The following is an 18,397-nucleotide window of genomic DNA, read 5'->3' as shown; positions in this document are numbered from 1 at the left end:
GGGCGCGACAATCTTCGGCAGGTTTCCCACTCGGCGGAAACGGGCATTCGGCGGTGTTTCGGGGGACGCCGGGCGCGGGTTTGGCCTTGCGTTCGAAGAGTGTTCGATGTCAGGGGGGTTTCGCGCACCCCGTCACGCCACTGTGAGACCTCCGGCGACCCGCTCCCGCGGGTTCGAGGCGTCGAGGGCTTCCCTTATCCCGGTCGCCACGGCGGGGTGCACGGGCAGCGCCAGATGTCCGATGCCCGTCACCCTTATGTTCTGCGCGTCCAGGTCGGGGTGGTCGACACAGGCCGTCTCCAGCGGGTCCATCAGGGAGTCGAGGTCGCTCCAGAAGCTGACGAACCGGGTACGGCAGCCGGGCGCGGGCCGGGTCAGCTCCTCCATGACCTCCGAACCGGGGCGCATCTGGCGCACGATCGGATGCGCGTTGGCCAGCGGCACCACGCGCGTGCCGGAATGCGGGGTGCCGAGGGTGACCAGCGTGCGGACCCTCAGGTCGCCGCCGAGCCGCTGCACGTAGTAACGCGCTATCAGCCCGCCGAGGCTGTGGCCCACGATGTCCAGCCGGCGGCTGCCGGTGCGCTCGCAGATTTCCTCCACATGCCGGCCGAGCAGTTCGGCCGCCGTGCGGATGTCGCAGGTCAGCGGCGAGTAGTTGAGCGATTCGATGCGCTGCCTGCCGTGCTGGGCGAGGCTGCGGCGCAGCAGGACGAACACCGAGCGGTTGTCGATGAAGCCGTGCAGCAGCAGGACCGGCGGTCCGGACTGCACCGGCAGCTGCGCGGCGCCGTCCGGAGCGGGCGGCGCGGGGGAGCGGCGCTCCTGTACGAGGCCCGTCGGATACAGCATGATGTGGCCCGCCAGGATCGCCGCCTCCAGGGCGGTCGACCTGAGCAGGGCCAGGGAAAGGCCCGCCAGTCTGCTGGGCAGGAGACGCCGGCACAGCGGAAGAAGCGGTTGCAGCAGTACCCCGGTGACCTTCATGGCCGACCTCCTGTCGGCACGCAGGAGGACGGCTCGATCCCCCGTGTGCCCTCAAGTCCCACCGTGTGATTTCCCCCTCGGTCAGCACCGCGAAACTGCCGGTTGGGGGATGCTGGAGATAACGTTCGTTCACTTCGCGTCGCTTCATGGAGGCAGTGATGGGTGTGGCAGCCGGTCCGATCCGCGTGGTGGTGGCCAAACCGGGGCTCGACGGCCACGATCGCGGGGCCAAGGTCATCGCGCGGGCGCTGCGCGACGCCGGCATGGAGGTCATCTACACGGGGCTCCACCAGACGCCGGAGCAGATCGTCGACACGGCCATCCAGGAGGACGCCGACGCGATCGGCCTGTCCATCCTCTCGGGTGCCCACAACACCCTTTTCGCCGCGGTGATCGACCTCCTCAAGGAGCGCGACGCCGAGGACATCCTGGTCTTCGGCGGTGGCATCATCCCCGAGGCGGACATCCCGCCCCTCAAGGAGAAGGGTGTCGCCGAGATCTTCACGCCCGGGGCCACGATGGCGTCGATCGTGGAGTGGGTGCGGGCGAACGTACGCCAGCCGACCGCCTCCGCCGGCTGAACCGACGACGTGGCCGGGGCGGCCCAGCGCCCTTTCCGGCCGCGCATCCTGAGGACCTTGCGGCCGGAACGGCCTTCGCCTCAGTCGCCGGGCGCGGTGGCGTCGCCGGCCGGTGCCAGCTCCTCGGCCATCGCCGCGCGCAGTCGCAACGTCGTCACCAGCCGCTGGAACGCCTCCGCCCAGTAGCCTCCGGCCCCCGGCGCCGAGTCCTCCCGCTCGTCCGGTACCGCCAGCAGCCCGTCCAGCCGGGACGCCTCCGCGGGGTCCAGACAGCGTTCGGCCAGACCCATCACGCCACTGAAACTCCAGGGATAACTGCCCGCGTCCCGAGCGATGTCGAGAGCGTCCACCACCGCCCGTCCCAGCGGCGGCGCCCACGGCACGGCGCACACGCCGAGCAGTTGGAACGCCTCGGACAACCCGTGCGTCGCGATGAACCCGGCCACCCACGCGGCCCGCTCCCCGGCCTCCAGCGTGCCCAGCAGCTTGGCCCGCTCGGCCAGCGACACCGCGCCCGGGCCGCCCGCCTCCGGCGCCGAGGGCGCCCCGAGCAGCGCTTTGGACCATTCCGCGTCGCCCTGCCGCACCGCCGCCCGGCACCAGGCGGCGTGCAACTCCTCCTGCCAGCCGTCCGCCACGGGCAGCGCCACGATCTCCTGAGGGGTGCGTCCGCCGAGCCGCCCGGACCAGGTCGCCACCGGGGCCGCCTCGACCAGCTGACCCAACCACCATGACCGTTCCCCTCTGCCCGCCGGAGGTTTGGCCACCACACCGTCTCTCTCCATCCTCGGATCGCACTCAAGCGGCGCCTCCACCGCGATCGTCGGCCCGTCCCCGGTGTGATCGACCGCCACGCACTGGCCGGCCCGCACCGCCATCCGCGCGGCGAGCGCGGATCCGGGCAGCGCGGACAGCAGCTCCGCCGCCGTCGCCCGGACGTTGCGGCTGCGATCGGCCAGTGCCAGCTCAAGAAACGGTTCGTCCTCGGCGCCCAGTCCCGTACGCAGCGAGTCGAGGAACATCAGCCGGTCCTCGGCCCGTTCCGTCGGCCAGGTGGACGCCAGCAGTTCGCGGGCGGCCGCCGGTGTGCGGGCCCGCAGCGCCGCCAGCAGGGCGACCCGCTCGGCGAACAGGCCCTCCTGCCACAGTCGGCGCACCTTGGTGGTGTCCTCCGGGTCGGGCACGGCCGCACCGCCACCCGGCGTGGCGCGCAGCGCGAACCGCCAGTCCGGGTTCAGCTTGGCCAGCCACAGCGCCCGCGCCCCCGCGAACTCCAGCGCCGCCGGGCGCAGGTCCGTCCGCCCCCGGGCCGCGTCCAGCAGCGCGGGCAGCGCCTGCGGGGGCGCCGCGAAGCCGCGCGCGTTGGCCGCCGCGAGCCACTGCGGCAGCAGCTCGATGAGATCGGGCGCGCTGCCCCGGCGCCCGCCCCCCGCGTTCCCGGCCCGGTCGGCCAGCAGCAGGGCGAGTCTGCGCACCGCCGGGGCGGGCAACGCGGGACGCGGGTCCTCGGGCGCGGGCTCGGGCCGTCTCCCGGCCCGCGCCGGCCGCACCCCGGCCCGCCGCCGTACGGTCTCCACGGCCGCCGCGTCCAGCAGTGCCACGGGCGCCTCCCGGCCGGGCCCGCCGCCCGGGAAGGGACGCCGGTCCGTGCCGAGGAGGGCGCAGGTGACGAGGTCCTCCCAGGAGGGCGAGGCCGCGGTGGGCGGGGTCCCGTTCATGGACACTTTCCTTCCTTCGGGTCATCGGCAGGGCAGGCGGGCCGGGTCAGCACAGGGGCACCGCCTCTCCCGGGCCCTCCGGCCAGGCCGTCAGGGGGGCGAAGCCCCGGTGGCCGCACTCGCCGAAGACCTTGACGGGGGCTCCGCCGGAGAGGGCGACCAGGCGCCACAGGCCCGGACGGGAGCGGGCGGTGGGGGTGAGGGGGAGCGCCGAGTCCGTGTCGGCGTCCGCCAGTTGCCAGGACTCGCCGTCCGGGACCGGGACGACCCGGTCCAGGGTCACGGGTGTCGAGTCCAGCCACGGGTCGGCGCGCAGCGCCTCTCCGTACCGGACCGCCGCCTCGGCCGTGCTCACTCCCGGCGGCCGTACCGAGGTGGGCGCGGGCGGCCCGAACGTCTGGCCGAGCGCCGCCCGCGCCTGCCCGGCACCCGGGTAGGGGGACAGCTCCGCGTCCAGGACCAGACCGACCGGCAGCGCCAGCTCCGGCGCCCGGCCGGCCGCGCCGTAGGACAGGAGCAGGCCCGTACGCCCCGACTGGGCGCCGTGCAGCCATATCCGGCGGGTCGTCAGTTTCGCGTCCGCCGTGTCGTACTGGGCCAGCACCAGCCAGTCGTCGCGCACCGGCGGCCCGACGGCGGACGCGGGCAGCCCGATGCGGGAGCGGACCGTCGCCCGCAGCGGCTCCGGCAGCCGGTCGCGGCGCAGCCAGCCCTGGTCGAGGAGGTGGAGCAGCGCGCACTCCTCCAGCAGGCGCACCGGCCAGCCCGGACCGGAAGCCGGGATCGCGCCCAACTCCCTCACCCTCGCCGCGAGTCCGGGCGCCTGCGCGTCGACCATGCGGGCCGCCGTCTCCTCCCACAGCCCGTACTCCGCCCGCTCGGCCGTGGCCAGGCCGCCGCGCAACAGATCCGCCAGACGCTGCTCCAGCTCGGTCGCGCCCGCCGTCACCCGCTCGGCCCGCCGCTCGGCCCGGCGCCGCGCCGCCTCCGGATCGGCGGATCCGCCGCCCGAACTCCCCGCGTCCGCCGTCCGTTTGTCCCGCGCCCGCTCGCGTCTGCCCGAGATCCACTCCTCGGCCCAGTCCGGGGCCCGCTGCGCGGTGGGCACCGAGTCGTCCTCGCCCGCCCACAGCAGCAGCAGACCCAGCGCGTGCTTGCACGGGAACTTCCGGCTCGGACAACTGCACTTGTACGCCGGAGCGGCCGTGCCCGCCATGTCCACGATCGTCTGGTACGGCCTGCTCCCACTGCCCTTGCACAGCCCCCACACCGCCCCCTCGTCGCAACTGCCCGCCTCGGACCACGGACCGGCCGTGCCGAGCTTGCTCCCCGCCCTGCGTGACGAATCGTCAGGCGCCAGTGCCAGCACCTGGTCCGCGGTCCAGCGCGCCCCCTGCTGAGTCATGCCATCGAAGGTAGATCCCGCCACTGACAATCGCCCTCGCCAGCACGTTTGCGCAGGTCAGGGCGCATTGTCAGTGGCGTGGTGCAGGGTGGACACCAGATCCGAACCGGCCGAGCTGGAGGGGGCCTCAGCCATGACTGCGTCCGTGGAGCCGACGTCCGTGGAACCGGGCGGCAGCGCGTCGAGCGAGGCGTTGCGACCGCACGCCGAGCATGCCTTCGCCGTCGAACTGGCCGCGCTGGCCGCGCAGGACGACCGTCCGCGCCCGGCCCGCTGGAAGCTGTCGCCGTGGGCGGTGGCGACCTACCTGCTCGGTGGCACCCTGCCGGACGGCACCGTGATCACACCGAAGTACGTGGGCCCACGCCGGCTCGTCGAGGTCGCCGTCACCACGCTCGCCACCGATCGCGCCCTTCTCCTGCTCGGTGTGCCCGGCACGGCCAAGACCTGGGTGTCGGAGCACCTGGCGGCGGCGGTCAGCGGCGACTCGACCCTGCTGGTGCAGGGCACCGCGGGCACGCCGGAGGAGGCGATCCGGTACGGCTGGAACTACGCGCAGCTGCTCGCGCACGGCCCCAGCCGTGACGCCCTCGTGCCCAGTCCCGTCATGCGGGCCATGGCGGAGGGCATGACGGCCCGGGTGGAGGAGCTGACCCGCATCCCGGCCGACGTGCAGGACACTCTGATCACGATCCTGTCCGAGAAGACGCTGCCGATACCGGAACTGGGACAGGAGGTGCAGGCGGTCCGCGGCTTCAACCTGATCGCCACCGCCAACGACCGCGACCGCGGGGTCAACGACCTCTCCAGCGCCCTGCGCCGCCGCTTCAACACGGTGGTGCTGCCGCTGCCGGAGAGCGCCGACGCCGAGGTGGACATCGTCGCCCGCCGCGTCGACCAGATCGGCCGCTCCCTCGACCTGCCGGCCGTGCCCGACGGCATCGACGAGATCCGCCGCGTCGTCACCGTCTTCCGGGAACTGCGCGGCGGAATCACCGCCGACGGCCGGACCAAGGTGAAGTCCCCGAGCGGCACGCTGTCCACGGCGGAGGCCATCTCCGTCGTCACCAACGGCCTCGCCCTAGCCGCCCACTTCGGGGACGGTGTGCTGCGCCCGAGCGACGTCGCCGCCGGCATCCTCGGGGCCGTCGTCCGCGATCCGGCGGCCGACCGCGTCGTCTGGCAGGAGTACCTGGAGACGGTCGTCCGTGAACGCGACGGCTGGAAGGACTTCTACCGGGCCTGCCGGGAGGTCAGCGCGTGAACGACTCCTGGTGGGACAAGGCCCACGATTCCGGACCGCTGCTCCTCGGGGTGCGGCACCACGGACCCGGCTCCGCGCGTGCGGTACTGGCCGCCCTGGAGGCCGCCCGGCCCCAGCTGGTGCTGATCGAGGGGCCGCCCGAGGCGGACGCGCTGATCCCCCTTGCCGCCGACCCCGGCATGCGGCCGCCGGTGGCTCTCCTCGCCCACGCCGTGGACGAACCGGGCCGCTCCGCGTTCTGGCCGATGGCCGAGTTCAGCCCCGAGTGGGTGGTCATCCGCTGGGCGCTGGACCAAGGCGTTGCGGCCCGCTTCATCGACCTGCCCGCCACGCACACCCTGGCGTGGGAGGACCCCGACGCCGAATCGGGCGGCGGGGACGGGCCCGCCGCCGACCAGATGCGCGTCGACCCGCTCGCCGTGCTCGCCGAGACCGCCGGCTACGACGATCCCGAGCGCTGGTGGGAGGACGTCGTCGAACACCGGGGCGTCGGGCAGCGGGACGCGTACGCGCCGTTCACCGCGCTGGAGGAGGCCATGACGGCACTCCGGGAGGAGTACGGCGTCGACGGCCGGCGCAGGGACCTCGTGCGGGAGGCGCACATGCGGCTCCACCTGCGGGCGGCCCGGCGGGAGTTCGGGGAGGCCGTGGCCGTGGTGTGCGGGGCGTGGCACGTACCCGCGCTGCGGCGGCCGGCCGCGGTCACCGCCGACCGGGCGCTGCTGAAGGGGCTGCCCAAGGCCAGGGCCGAGCTGACCTGGGTGCCGTGGACCCACCGCAGACTGGCCCGGGCGAGCGGGTACGGCGCCGGCATCGACGCGCCGGGATGGTACGGGCACCTGTTCCGCGCGCCGGACCGGCCGGTCGAGCGATGGCTGACCAAGGTGGCGGGGCTGCTGCGCGCGGAGGACCGGATGGTCTCCTCCGCGCACGTCATCGAGGCGGTGCGGCTGGCCGAGACGCTCGCTGCGATGCGCGGCCGTCCGCTGCCCGGCCTGAGCGAGACGACCGACGCGGTGCGTGCGGTGATGTGCGAGGGCTCGGACGTGCCGCTGGCGCTGGTGCGCGACCGGCTGGTGGTCGGGGACGCCCTCGGCGAGGTACCGGAGGCGGCGCCCGCGGTGCCCTTGCAGCGCGACCTGGCCCGGGAACAGCGCCGACTGCGTCTGAAGCCCGAGGCACTGGAGCGGGAACTGGAGCTGGACCTGCGCAAGGAGACCGACGCCGGCCGCAGCACGCTGCTGCACCGGCTGCGGCTGCTGGGCGTGGGCTGGGGCGAACCGGCCCGCTCGCGGGGCGGCACGGGCACCTTCCGGGAGACCTGGAGGCTGCGCTGGGAGCCCGAGTTGTCGGTGCGGGTCGCCGAGGCGGGGGTGTGGGGTACGACGGTGAGCGCGGCGGCGACGGCCAGGGCCGAGGGGGACGCGGTGGCCGCGCGGGGGCTCGCCGAGGTCACCGCGCTCGCCGAGCGCTGCCTGTTGGCCGCGCTGCCGGACGCGCTGCCGCTGGTGATGCGGGTCCTCGCCGACCGGGCGGCGCTGGACGCGGACGTCGGCCATCTCGCCGAGGCCCTGCCCGCCCTGGTCCGCTCGCTGCGCTACGGCGACGTGCGCGGCACCGACACCGGCGCGCTGGCCGAGGTCGCCGCGGGACTCGCCGAGCGGGTGTTCGTGGGTCTGCCCCCGGCCTGCGCCGCCCTGGACGCGGACGCTGCGGAGGAGATGCGGGGCCGGGTGGACGCGGTGCACGGGGCGGTGGGGCTGCTCGCGGAGGCGGCCGTCCCCGGCCACGGCGACCTGCCCCGGCGGTGGCGCGCGGTGCTGCGCACGCTGTCCGCGCGGGACACCGTGCCCGGAGTCATCCGGGGCCGCGCGGTACGCATCCTGTTGGACGAGGGGGAGTTGGGGCAGGAGGCGGCGGCGCGGCTCATGGGACTCGTGCTGTCGCGGGGGACGCCGCCCGCCGACGCCGCCGCGTGGATCGAGGGCTTCGTCGGCGGCGGGGGCGGCATGCTGCTCGTACACGACGAGCGGCTGCTCGGCCTGGTCGACGCGTGGCTGACCGGGGTGCCGGCGGAGGCGTTCACGGACGTACTGCCGCTGCTGCGTCGGACGTTCTCGGCGTACGAGGCGGGAGTGCGCAGGACCCTCGGGGAACTGGTGCGGCGCGGGCCGGGCGGGAGAGGGCCCGCGGCGGACACGGCGGCCTCCGGGATACCCGGGTTCGGCCCTGACCCGGACACCGGGCGCGCCGACGCGGTGCTGCCGGTGGTGTGGTCGCTGCTCGGCCTGGACGAAACGACCGGAGAAGCCGGCGGACTGGTGGGGGTGGGCACATGACAACACCGACGACGGAGACGCCGGAACCAACCGCCACGCCGGAGGCGACCGCCGCGCCGGAGGCGACCGACGCGGCGGGGGCGGCCGATACGACGACGGCGGCGCCCGCGACGGTGGCCGGCACGGGTGACCCCGGGTGGGAGCGGGAGCGGCTGCGGCGTTGGCGGCTCGTGCTCGGCGGTGACGCGGCCGACGGGACCGGTTGCGTGCTGTCGGGGCAGGACGCGGCGATGGACGGCACGCTGGCCGCGCTCTACGGCAAGGGGGACAGAGCGCAGTCGGGACGGGACCGTTCGGCGGGGCTCGGGGCGTCGGCACCGTCCGTGGCGCGCTGGCTGGGGGACATCCGGACCTACTTCCCCTCCTCCGTCGTCCAGGTCATGCAGCGCGACGCCATCGACCGGCTCGGGTTGTCCGCGCTGCTGCTGGAGCCGGAGATGCTGGAGGCGGTGGAGGCCGACGTGCACCTGGTCGGCACGCTGCTCTCGCTCAACAAGGCGATGCCGGAGACGACCAAGGAGACCGCGCGGGCGGTGGTGCGCAAGGTGGTCGAGGGCCTGGAGAAGCGGCTCGCCGGCCGCACCCGGGCCACCCTCACGGGCGCCCTCGACCGCAGCGCGCGGGTCAGCCGGCCGCGCCACCACGACATCGACTGGAACCGCACGATCGCGGCCAACCTCAAGCACTACCTGCCCGAGTACCGCACGGTCGTGCCGGAGCGGCTGATCGGCTACGGGCGGGCGGCGCAGTCCGTGAAGAAGGAGGTCATCCTCTGCATCGACCAGTCCGGGTCGATGGCGGCGTCCGTCGTCTACGCGTCCGTGTTCGGCGCGGTGCTCGCCTCCATGCGGTCGATCAACACGCGGCTCGTCGTCTTCGACACGGCGGTCGTCGACCTCACCGACCAGCTCGACGACCCGGTGGACGTGCTCTTCGGCACCCAGCTGGGCGGCGGTACGGACATCAACCGGGCCCTCGCCTACTGCCAGTCGCAGATCACCCGCCCGGCGGAGACGGTGATCGTGCTGATCAGCGACCTGTACGAGGGCGGCATACGGAACGAGATGCTCAAGCGGGTCGCGGCGATGAAGGCGTCGGGGGTGCAGTTCGTGGCGCTGCTAGCGCTGTCGGACGAGGGGGCGCCCGCCTACGACGGGGAACACGCGGCGGCGCTCGCCGCGCTCGGCGCACCGGCCTTCGCCTGCACGCCCGATCTGTTCCCGGAGGTGATGGCGGCGGCGATCGAGAAGCGGCCGTTGCCGATACCCGAGGCGTGAAACGGACATGACTACCCATTGGTAACAGGGGGGTTGCGCGACCGCGGGCAGACCGTGCGAGGATCGACGCTCATTCCGCCGCACGGGAGGACCCTCCCCCTCTTGACCTTGTCAGCAGTCCAGTCCGGTGCCGCTGTACGCGTGATGCGTACGGTGGCCGGACGGCGTGCGCTGCAAGTGGCGCTGCTGGTGGGAGGCTTGTTCCTGCTCGGGTTCGTCTGCGGGGAGCAGGCGCACGCGGCGGAGGGAACGCCGGCCGTGACGTCGGTGACCTCATCGGCTCACCTGGCGGGCGATGTCGTCGGCGACGTGACGAGACCCGCACCCGCACGGCGGGTCGCGGATCCGCTGAAGCCGAGCGGGCCGGTGGAGTCGGTGGAACCGGTGGGGAGCGTCGTCACCACGGCGGTCCACGGCCTGGTGGAGGAGTGGGTGAAGCCCACCTCGCTGCCGCTCCTGCCGAAGCTCCCCGGAGCACCCACGATTCCCTCGGTCCCCGCAGTTCCCCCAGTCCCCGCAGTTGCCGAACTCCCTGCCGTTCCGTCACTTCCCGGGGCGGCCCCGCTGCCCGGGCGTCTGCTGCCCGTCCCGGTCACGGCCGCGCCCGCGCCGCCGAGGCCGGAAGCTCCGCGACGGACGGCGACCCCGCGAAGTGCCGGGTCCGGCGCCGAAGCGGTGCCCGTGTCGACGCCCACCGCCTACGGTCCGGGCATCGGCGTCGCCGTCCCGGCGCCGGACGCCTCGGCGCACGGCGGCGGTCAGCGGGTCGCCCGTCCCGCCGCCCCCACGCGTCCCGCGCCCCCCGTGGACCGTGACGGCGCGGTGGGCAAGGCGGCGGTGGACGGCGCCGCCTCCCGGCACGGTGACGCACACGCCGTCACCCTCGACCACCTGGCGCCGCTGCGGCTCGCGCCCGGCGTTCCCGCGCGCGGCTACGCGACCGGCCTCCGGGACGGGCACCGGGACATCCCGGTCTTCCCCGGCTAGGGCTGCCCGCCCGTCCGGAGCACACCCTGATCCTCTCCGGACGGAACCGGCCATGTCCCCAGCCGTTTCCGGTGACCTGGACGCCCCGCGCGGGCGCCGGTGTCCCGGAATTCCGAAGGAACCGACGCACGCATGAACAAGAACATCCGTCGCTCGATCGTGATAGCCGCCGGTGTCTCCGGCGCGTGGGCGCTCGGCTCGGCCGTAGCCAGCGCCGATGAGCTGCCCGCCTCCTCGCTCTCCACGCCGGACGCCACCGGCACCCTCGCCGGCACTGTGAACGGTGTCGTCTCCGATGTGCGGGACACCGTCTCCGGCGTCACCGGCACCGCCACCTCGACGGTCGCGGACACGGCGGCCGGGGCGACGGCCGAGGTCGCCCCCGGGACGCGGCACACCGGCACCGCCGTCCACACCGACCCCGCCCGCCGCTATGTCGACGCCAAGGTCTCGGTGGCGGCCCGGGTCAGGGGTGCGCAGGCCATCGAGGGCGCGCACGCGGCCCGTGCCGCCAAGACGCAGGCCGAGGCAGTGGCGGCCCGGGCCGCCCACCGGGCGACCGCCAAGGCCACGCGGACCGTGTCCCACCCGCCCGCGCCCGGCATCCCCACGGCCCCCCGCGACGACATCGACTACCTCTTCGGACCGCTCGCCTCCTTCGCCCCCGAGGTGGAGCAGGCGCTGGCCGCGGCCCAGAGCAGGATTCAGGCCGCCCAGGGCGTCCGGAGTGCCGTACGGACCACCGCCCGGCAGACGGTCGCGGGGGCGCAGGGCAGGACCGTGGGCGCCGCCGGCGCGGTACGCGGTGGGGCCACGGAGGTGACGGGTGCCGCCGGGGCGACCGTCTCCGCCGTTCCCGCGCACCTCACCAGCACGGTCGGCACGGTCGGCGGGACCGAGCAGCGGGTCGTGGGCACGGTGCAGGCGGTGCCGGGCACGCTGGCTCCCGTCGTCGCCGGCGCGACGGCAGCCGCCGTTCCGCCGGTGGCGGCCGGCGCTGTGCACGGCGCGATCCCAATCGCCGGCCAGGCCGCAGCGGGTGTCGCACCGGCCGCCGGGCACGCCGTCGCCGGCGTCCGGGGCGTCGCCGAGGGCGCCGTGACCGACGTCCGGCCGGTCGTCGGCGGGGCCGTCGCGGACGTACCGCCCTGCGCCACCGGCCTGGCCGCCGAGATCGCCCAGGGCTCCACGGACGCCGTGCTGCCGCCGGTGGCGGCGACCGCCGTGCACGGTGCGGTACCGGTCGCCGCCCAGGCCACGAGGGACGCGGGCACTCTCGCCCACGGCGTGACGGACGACGTCCACCCCTTCGCCGCGGGGGTCGCTGCCGATGTCGCCCCGTTCGCCGGGCAGGCCGTCGGCTTCGCCCATGGTGTGACCGCTGACGTGTCGCCGTTCGCGGCCGGGGTCACGGAGGCCGTGCGGACGGTCGGTGAGACGGTTCGGCCCGTGGGCGGAAGCGCGGCGGCGTTCGCCTACGGGGTCGCCGAGCATGGTCAGCCCTTCGCGGGTGCGGTCGTCGGGGACGCGGCCCCCGTCGCACGGCACGCCGGATTCTTCGCGCAGGGCCTGGACGGGACCGTCCAGGCGGCCGGTGGGTCACTGGCCGGGCACACGGTCGTCGGCGTCGAGGGGGTGGCCGGGGCGGCCACTCCGGGGTATCCGCACCTGGGCGACACCGCCGTCGTCCACACGTACGGCGTCTGACCTCACACGACTCCGCGAGGTGACCGGACCCGGACGGCCGAATGCCGTCGGTTCGTCCGGCCGGGGCTTCGCGGACCGGGGCGGGTGATCCCCATTGGGGTGGGGATCAACCGTCCCTGCCCCCCTCGCGAGGGGGGCGCTCCAGAGGCCTCACCGGGTCAACCCCAGCCCGGTGAGGCCTCGCACATCCCCAGGAAGACGGCACGCCGTGCCAGGGAACCCGGCATCATGTGACAGGTATCACCGCTCAGGTGTGACCCCGCGATTTAGAGGCCCCCCGCAAGCAGAGATAACCTGCGAGACGGACATGCCGCGCGCTCGGACACCGTGTGCGCTTCCCTTGTGACATAGCGGACGTCACGTTGCCCTTCGCGGCACGCCCACGCATCCAACGAACCGCGAGATCACTGATAGGGACGGAAGCGCGTGGACCTGTTCGAGTACCAGGCGAGGGACCTCTTCGCCAAGCACGATGTACCGGTGCTGGCCGGTGAAGTCATCGACACGCCTGAGGCGGCGCGCGAGATCACCGAGCGTCTGGGCGGCAAGTCCGTCGTCAAGGCGCAGGTGAAGGTCGGTGGTCGTGGCAAGGCCGGTGGCGTCAAGCTGGCCGCCTCCGCGGACGAGGCCGTCGCCCGTGCGACGGACATCCTCGGCATGGACATCAAGGGCCACACGGTCCACAAGGTCATGATCGCCGAGACCGCTCCGGAGATCGTCGAGGAGTACTACGTCTCCTTCCTCCTCGACCGCGCCAACCGCACCTTCCTCTCCATCGCCTCCGTCGAGGGCGGTATGGAGATCGAGGAGGTGGCGGCCACCCGTCCGGAGGCCGTCGCCAAGATCGCGATCGACGCGATCGACGGTGTGGACGAGGCCAAGGCCCGCGAGATCGTCGAGGCCGCCAAGTTCCCGGCCGAGGTCGCGGACAAGGTCGCGAACGTCCTCGTCAGGCTCTGGGACACCTTCATCAAGTCGGACGCCCTCCTCGTCGAGGTCAACCCCCTCGCGAAGGTCGCCTCCGGTGAGGTCATCGCCCTCGACGGCAAGGTGTCGCTGGACGAGAACGCCGAGTTCCGTCACCCCGAGTACGAGGAACTGCACGACAAGGACGCCGCCAACCCGCTCGAGGCGGCCGCCAAGGCGAAGGGCCTCAACTACGTCAAGCTCGACGGCGAGGTCGGCATCATCGGCAACGGCGCGGGTCTCGTCATGAGCACCCTGGACGTCGTCGCGTACGCCGGTGAGAAGCACGGCAACGTCAAGCCCGCCAACTTCCTGGACATCGGCGGCGGCGCCTCCGCCCAGGTGATGGCGAACGGCCTGGAGATCATCCTGGGCGACCCGGACGTCAAGTCCGTCTTCGTCAACGTCTTCGGTGGCATCACCGCCTGCGACGAGGTCGCCAACGGCATCGTGCAGGCCCTGAAGCTCCTGGAGGACCGCGGCGAGAAGGTCGAGAAGCCGCTCGTCGTCCGTCTCGACGGCAACAACGCCGAGCTGGGCCGCAAGATCCTCACCGACGCCAACCACCCGCTGGTGCAGCGCGTCGACACCATGGACGGCGCGGCCGACAAGGCCGCCGAGCTGGCCGCCGCCAAGTAAGCACTCAGGACGAGGACACCAAAACACCATGGCTATCTGGCTCAACAAGGACAGCAAGGTCATCGTCCAGGGCATGACCGGCGCCACCGGCATGAAGCACACCAAGCTCATGCTCGGCGACGGCACCACGGTCGTGGGCGGCGTGAACCCGCGCAAGGCGGGTCAGACCGTGGACTTCGACGGCACCGAGGTACCCGTCTTCGGCACCGTCAAGGAGGCCATCGAGAAGACCGGCGCCAACGTCTCGGTCATCTTCGTGCCGGAGAAGTTCACCAAGGACGCGGTCGTCGAGGCCATCGACGCCGAGATCCCGCTGGCCGTCGTGATCACCGAGGGCATCGCCGTGCACGACACGGCGTCCTTCTGGGCGTACGCCGGCAAGAAGGGCAACAAGACCCGCATCATCGGCCCGAACTGCCCCGGCATCATCACCCCGGGCCAGTCCAACGTCGGCATCATCCCGGGCGACATCACCAAGCCGGGCCGCATCGGCCTGGTCTCGAAGTCCGGCACGCTGACGTACCAGATGATGTACGAGCTGCGGGACATCGGCTTCTCGACCGCCGTCGGCATCGGTGGCGACCCGATCATCGGCACCACGCACATCGACGCGCTCGCCGCGTTCGAGGCCGACCCCGAGACCGACCTGATCGTCATGATCGGCGAGATCGGCGGCGACGCCGAGGAGCGGGCCGCGGACTTCATCGCGAAGAACGTGACCAAGCCGGTCGTCGGTTACGTCGCGGGCTTCACCGCGCCCGAGGGCAAGACCATGGGCCACGCCGGCGCCATCGTCTCCGGTTCGTCGGGCACCGCCCAGGCGAAGAAGGAGGCCCTGGAGGCCGCGGGCGTCAAGGTCGGCAAGACGCCCACCGAGACGGCGAAGCTGGCTCGCGAGATCCTGGCCGGCTGACACCCCCGGCACAGTCGGAAGGGCCCGCACCTCACGGGGGGTGCGGGCCCTTCCGTATGTCCGTCACGCATATGTCCGTCACGCATATGTCCGTCACCCGTATGCCCGTCACGGCATCGGCACCAGCCGCTCGGGTCCGTTCGCGGCCTCCCGCCTCAGCTTCGCCCGCAGCGCCAGCTCGTTCTGCGACAGCGGCCCCTGCACCGCCCTGGGCGGCACCCCCAGCACCGCCTGCGGCGGCGACGGCGGACGCTCGTAGTGCGTGGGCGCCGTCCTGAGCGTGAGCGTCGTCGCCCCGGCGATGGCGACCGTGAAGGCGATGGCGGCGCGGGTCCAGAACACGTTGCGGCGCTCGCCCCGGGTCCGCACCACCGGGGGCCCGGCCGCGCGTGGGTGCTCCGTCGAGGCCAGTTCGGCCAGCCGCCGGTGGAGCGCGTCCGGGTCGGCCAGCTCGGGGACGTGCGCGGCGACCGCCCGCCGGGCCCGGGTCAGCCGGTTGGCCGCGGCCGGGGTGCTCGCCTCCGTCTCCGCCGCCGTCTCCGGCAGGTCGAGGCCCACACCGTCGTACAGAACAAGCGTGCGACGGTAGGACGGCGGGAGCCTGAGCAGCGCGTGCAGCAGGGCACGGTCCGCCGGGTCGGCGGGCGGTGGATCGGGGTGCCGGTGGCGCGGGCGGAAACGGTGCCAGGGGGAGAGGGCGCACTCGTACGCCAGCGCCCGCACCCAACCGGCCGGATCCCGGTCCCGGGCCACCTCCGGCCAGCGCTGCCAGGCGAGTTGGAAGGCCCGCTCCACGGCCTCCCTGGCCAGCTCCCGTCGCCCGGTCAGCAGATAGGTCTGCCGCACCAGCGCGGGCGCGCAGAACGCGTACAGGGCGTCGAAGGCCTGAGCGGGTGTCAGGGCGGTCTCCGCCTGATCCGCTGTCACCGGACATCCCTCCAGAGGAAAAAGCACATAAACATATATTGGGCGACACTTCGGAGGTTCGCCTGTTACGACGGGAAAGCGCGTGTCGTTGGGAGCATGGCGGTCGTGATCCAGATGACCGTGCGCCGACCGTCGTTGCCCGTCCTGCTCGCCTGGCTCCGGGACGGCTCGCCCGGCCTGTCCGGGTGCCTCCTGAACGGCGCGGTGGCGGCCGGACTCGGCATCGGCTGCTTCGCCGTACTCGTGATGTGCCTGTGGGTCAGCTCCCCTTACCCGGACAGCGGGCCCGGGGGCGCGCTGCATGTCGCGGCCGCGCTGTGGCTGCTGGCCCACGGCGTGCAACTGACCCGCACCGACACGCTCTCCGGCGCCCCCATGCCGGTGGGCGTCACGCCGCTGCTGCTGCTCGCCCTGCCGGTCTGGCTGCTGTACCGGGGAGCGCGGGACGCGGTGGACGCGCCCACCGATGCCGACGGACCGCCCCCCATCGCGGCGCGCACGGCGTGGACGGGCACCGTCCTCGGCTACCTCGCCGTCGGCTGCGCGGCCGCCGTGTACTGCTCCGGCCATGAACTGCGGCCCTGCTGGGGCTGGGTGACGGTGTGCCTGCCGCTGATCGCCACGAGCGCGGCGGGCGCCGGGGTGTGGACGGCGTACGGCCGTCCGCGCGACCCGGTGTTCGACGCGCTGCTGGTGCTGCCGGGAGGCCTGCGGGGCCTGGTGCGCGGACGCGAGGCCCAGGCCCGCACGGCTACGGCCGTCCGGGCGGCCGGTGCCGGGACGGCGGTGCTCGTCGGCGGCGGGGCGCTGCTGCTCGCGGTGTCACTGGTGTGGCACGGGGAGGCGGCGCGGGTCTCCTTCCTCCAGCTGACGGAGGGCTGGACGGGCCGGATCGCCGTACTGCTGCTGGGGATCGCGCTGGTCCCCAACGCGGCGGTGTGGTCGGCGTCGTACGCCCTCGGCCCCGGCTTCGCCCTCGGCGCCGGACACGCGGTGCACCCGCTCGCCTCACGCCCCGCGCCGTTGCTGCCGCCGTTCCCGCTGCTGGCGGCGGTGCCGGACGCGGGCGTCGGGACGCCGTTGCAGTGGGCGACCGGCGCGGTGCCGGTGGTGGCGGGGGTGACGGTGGCGTGGTTCGTGGTGGGCCGTGCGGTACGGGCCCGTCAGCCGTGGTCGGCGGCGCGGACCGTGGGGGTGGTCGGCCTGGCGGCGCTGGGGTGCGCGGCGGTGGTCGCCCTGCTCGCGGCACTGTCGGGCGGACCGATGGGCGTGGCCGCGCTGGCCCGGTTCGGTCCGGTGTGGTGGCAGGCGGGGGGTGCGGCCGGAGCCTGGATCGCGGTGGTGGGAGTCCCGGTGGCGCTGGTGGTACGGCTGTTCCGGGTCTGGGCGCGCAAACGTTCCACCCCGGCGCCGCTCCCACAGGAGAGGCGGAACCAAGGGCAGCAGAAGCAGGACAGGGAGAAGCTGGAGCAGGTCCGAGCTCAGTCGTCGTACGCCCCGCCCCAGGCATACGACCCGGACCACACCGGGGACCGGGAGCCCTACGGCGAGGAGGCCTACGACCTGCTCCCCTCCGACGCTCCGGTCACTCCGGACTGGCACGACACCCTGTCCGGCGAAACCGGCGGTACCGCCGTGAAGAAGGCGCCGGCTTCCCCCGACTCGTCGGACCAGGCCACCGCGACTCCGGCTCCCCCGGCCCCGCCGGAAACGCCGGAGCCCGCGCCGGAGCCCGCCGTCCCACCCGTCATCTCCGCACCGGAGCCGTCCGCCGCCCCCGCACCGCCGTCCGAACTACCACCCGCCTGACCGGCTCGGGCGGCCCACGCAGGCCCGGGCGGTCTCAGCTGTTCCCGACCCCCAGGACCCCCCGAAGCTGCTGCGGCAGCAGCTGGTCGCAGGAGTGTCTCGCCTCGTTGGTCAGGGAGTCGCCCACGCAGGTGTAGTAGTCCCGGTACACCAGCTGCGCGGTGAAGGTCGCGGCCACCAGGGCGAGGGCCACGACCCCGGTGACCAGGCCGCTGATGGCCGCCGTGGTCTGCGGGCGGTTGCCCTGGGGGTCCGGCTCGGGCGGGCGGGGCTTGGCGCGCAGGGTGCTGATGCCCCAGTACACGGCCAGCGTGCCCAGCAGCAGCGCCACGTACGTCCAGCCGAAGAGGACGAAGAAGAAGGCCCACATCCCGCACAGCAGCGCGTACCGCGCCCGGCGCTGTACCGGATCCGTCGGGTCCCAGCGCATGCCCGGCCCCTGTCCCGGTCCCTGTCCTGGACCCTGGCCGCCGGGCCCGCCCTCGGGGCCACCGCCCGGACGGTCGCCGAAGCCGCCCGGGGAACGGCCGGGCTGGCGGTCGCTCCACTGGCTGCCCCAGGGAGAACCCTGAGCGGGCCGCCTGGGCTGCCAGGGCCGGTCGGGGGTGCCCTCCGGCGGCGGCGCGAACGGGTTGTCGTCCTCCTGCTCACCGCCGCCCCCCTCGCCGTCCCGGCCGCCCTGGGGCGCCTCGGGCGGCGAGGCCGGCCGCTCCCGCAGCAGCACGGCACCACGCTCCCCTCCCAGCGCCGGGAGCGGGGGGACCGTGAGGAGTCGCAGGCTGCGATCGGGCATCAAAAGAGCGTCTTCCCCTAGGTGAATACGTCTGCCGACATGAGCTTCCACCCCGTGAACGCGCCGCACGACGACCGCGTTCCCA

General features: G+C 73.9%; 14 protein-coding genes. 9 read left to right on the top strand and 5 right to left on the bottom strand.

Annotation, left to right across the window (positions count from 1 at the left end; all coding sequences use genetic code 11):
• Positions 1-132 precede the first annotated feature (132 nt).
• Positions 133-987: an esterase/lipase family protein gene (locus ACFYMM_RS02535; protein WP_388383036.1), complete on the bottom strand. Its 855-nt coding sequence runs from the start codon at positions 985-987 to the stop codon at positions 133-135.
• 158 nt (positions 988-1,145) lie between these two features.
• Between ACFYMM_RS02535 and ACFYMM_RS02530 the strand changes: the two genes are divergently transcribed.
• Complete coding sequence (locus ACFYMM_RS02530) at positions 1,146-1,568, top strand: cobalamin B12-binding domain-containing protein (protein WP_388383034.1); 423 nt, start codon at positions 1,146-1,148, stop codon at positions 1,566-1,568.
• 80 nt (positions 1,569-1,648) lie between these two features.
• Here ACFYMM_RS02530 and ACFYMM_RS02525 read toward each other — a convergent pair whose 3' ends face one another.
• On the bottom strand, positions 1,649-3,286 hold the full coding sequence (locus tag ACFYMM_RS02525; RefSeq protein WP_388383032.1) for a DUF5691 domain-containing protein: 1,638 nt from the start codon (positions 3,284-3,286) through the stop codon (positions 1,649-1,651).
• A 46-nt stretch (positions 3,287-3,332) separates the two neighbouring features.
• Entirely contained in the window at positions 3,333-4,691 is a 1,359-nt protein-coding gene (locus ACFYMM_RS02520; RefSeq protein ID WP_388383030.1) for an SWIM zinc finger family protein, read from the bottom strand.
• Positions 4,692-4,824: 133 nt separating this feature from the next.
• Between ACFYMM_RS02520 and ACFYMM_RS02515 the strand changes: the two genes are divergently transcribed.
• The 7 genes from ACFYMM_RS02515 to sucD all read left to right on the top strand — a co-directional run bounded on the left by ACFYMM_RS02515 (position 4,825) and on the right by sucD (position 14,783).
• Positions 4,825-5,955, top strand: a complete 1,131-nt coding sequence (locus ACFYMM_RS02515) for an AAA family ATPase (RefSeq protein ID WP_388383029.1) — start codon at positions 4,825-4,827, stop codon at positions 5,953-5,955.
• Positions 5,952-8,294 (top strand): DUF5682 family protein, encoded by a 2,343-nt coding sequence (locus ACFYMM_RS02510; RefSeq protein ID WP_388383027.1) that lies wholly within the window; start codon positions 5,952-5,954, stop codon positions 8,292-8,294. Before ACFYMM_RS02515 ends, ACFYMM_RS02510 begins: the two co-directional genes overlap by 4 nt.
• The gene (locus tag ACFYMM_RS02505; protein ID WP_388383025.1) at positions 8,291-9,571 is read left to right on the top strand and encodes a VWA domain-containing protein; all 1,281 of its coding nucleotides are present in this window, start codon (positions 8,291-8,293) and stop codon (positions 9,569-9,571) included. Before ACFYMM_RS02510 ends, ACFYMM_RS02505 begins: the two co-directional genes overlap by 4 nt.
• A 102-nt stretch (positions 9,572-9,673) precedes the next feature.
• Positions 9,674-10,558, top strand: a complete 885-nt coding sequence (locus ACFYMM_RS02500; protein WP_388383023.1) for a hypothetical protein — start codon at positions 9,674-9,676, stop codon at positions 10,556-10,558.
• Between the two features lie 132 nt (positions 10,559-10,690).
• Positions 10,691-12,265, top strand: coding sequence for a hypothetical protein (locus tag ACFYMM_RS02495; protein WP_388383021.1), 1,575 nt, complete (start codon positions 10,691-10,693; stop codon positions 12,263-12,265).
• A 426-nt stretch (positions 12,266-12,691) separates the two neighbouring features.
• Positions 12,692-13,870 (top strand): ADP-forming succinate--CoA ligase subunit beta, encoded by a 1,179-nt coding sequence (gene sucC, locus ACFYMM_RS02490; RefSeq protein WP_388383019.1) that lies wholly within the window; start codon positions 12,692-12,694, stop codon positions 13,868-13,870.
• 28 nt (positions 13,871-13,898) lie between these two features.
• On the top strand, positions 13,899-14,783 hold the full coding sequence (gene sucD, locus ACFYMM_RS02485) for a succinate--CoA ligase subunit alpha (protein ID WP_388383017.1): 885 nt from the start codon (positions 13,899-13,901) through the stop codon (positions 14,781-14,783).
• Between the two features lie 108 nt (positions 14,784-14,891).
• On the opposite strand, the gene ACFYMM_RS02480 is transcribed toward sucD, so the two are convergent.
• On the bottom strand, positions 14,892-16,013 hold the full coding sequence (locus ACFYMM_RS02480) for an RNA polymerase sigma factor (protein ID WP_388383015.1): 1,122 nt from the start codon (positions 16,011-16,013) through the stop codon (positions 14,892-14,894).
• On the opposite strand from ACFYMM_RS02480, the gene ACFYMM_RS02475 reads away from it, so the two are divergent.
• Entirely contained in the window at positions 15,957-17,519 is a 1,563-nt protein-coding gene (locus ACFYMM_RS02475; RefSeq protein ID WP_388383013.1) for a DUF6350 family protein, read from the top strand. The two genes, ACFYMM_RS02480 and ACFYMM_RS02475, sit on opposite strands and share 57 nt — an antisense overlap.
• Positions 17,520-17,553: 34 nt before the next feature.
• Here ACFYMM_RS02475 and ACFYMM_RS02470 read toward each other — a convergent pair whose 3' ends face one another.
• A complete protein-coding gene (locus ACFYMM_RS02470) occupies positions 17,554-18,312 on the bottom strand; it encodes a hypothetical protein (RefSeq protein ID WP_388383011.1) in 759 nt (252 codons plus the stop codon).
• Positions 18,313-18,397 lie beyond the last annotated feature (85 nt).

Source organism: Streptomyces sp. NPDC006739, assembly GCF_042869815.1.
Taxonomy (GTDB): Bacteria; Actinomycetota; Actinomycetes; order Streptomycetales; family Streptomycetaceae; genus Streptomyces.
Note: the sequence above shows the minus strand (reverse complement) of the source record. Positions and strands in the feature narration are given on the sequence as shown.

What these genes read in the sequence shown, in the direction of transcription:
- ACFYMM_RS02495 (WP_388383021.1), top strand. Translation starts at nt 10,691, where the DNA reads ATGAACAAGAACATCCGTCGCTCGATCGTGATAGCCGCCGGTGTCTCC.
- sucD (WP_388383017.1), top strand. Translation starts at nt 13,899, where the DNA reads ATGGCTATCTGGCTCAACAAGGACAGCAAGGTCATCGTCCAGGGCATG.
- ACFYMM_RS02530 (WP_388383034.1), top strand. Translation starts at nt 1,146, where the DNA reads ATGGGTGTGGCAGCCGGTCCGATCCGCGTGGTGGTGGCCAAACCGGGG.
- ACFYMM_RS02470 (WP_388383011.1), bottom strand. Translation starts at nt 18,312, where the DNA reads ATGCCCGATCGCAGCCTGCGACTCCTCACGGTCCCCCCGCTCCCGGCG.
- ACFYMM_RS02505 (WP_388383025.1), top strand. Translation starts at nt 8,291, where the DNA reads ATGACAACACCGACGACGGAGACGCCGGAACCAACCGCCACGCCGGAG.
- ACFYMM_RS02515 (WP_388383029.1), top strand. Translation starts at nt 4,825, where the DNA reads ATGACTGCGTCCGTGGAGCCGACGTCCGTGGAACCGGGCGGCAGCGCG.
- ACFYMM_RS02475 (WP_388383013.1), top strand. Translation starts at nt 15,957, where the DNA reads ATGTGCCTGTGGGTCAGCTCCCCTTACCCGGACAGCGGGCCCGGGGGC.
- ACFYMM_RS02525 (WP_388383032.1), bottom strand. Translation starts at nt 3,286, where the DNA reads ATGAACGGGACCCCGCCCACCGCGGCCTCGCCCTCCTGGGAGGACCTC.
- ACFYMM_RS02480 (WP_388383015.1), bottom strand. Translation starts at nt 16,013, where the DNA reads ATGCAGCGCGCCCCCGGGCCCGCTGTCCGGGTAAGGGGAGCTGACCCA.
- ACFYMM_RS02520 (WP_388383030.1), bottom strand. Translation starts at nt 4,691, where the DNA reads ATGACTCAGCAGGGGGCGCGCTGGACCGCGGACCAGGTGCTGGCACTG.
- ACFYMM_RS02535 (WP_388383036.1), bottom strand. Translation starts at nt 987, where the DNA reads ATGAAGGTCACCGGGGTACTGCTGCAACCGCTTCTTCCGCTGTGCCGG.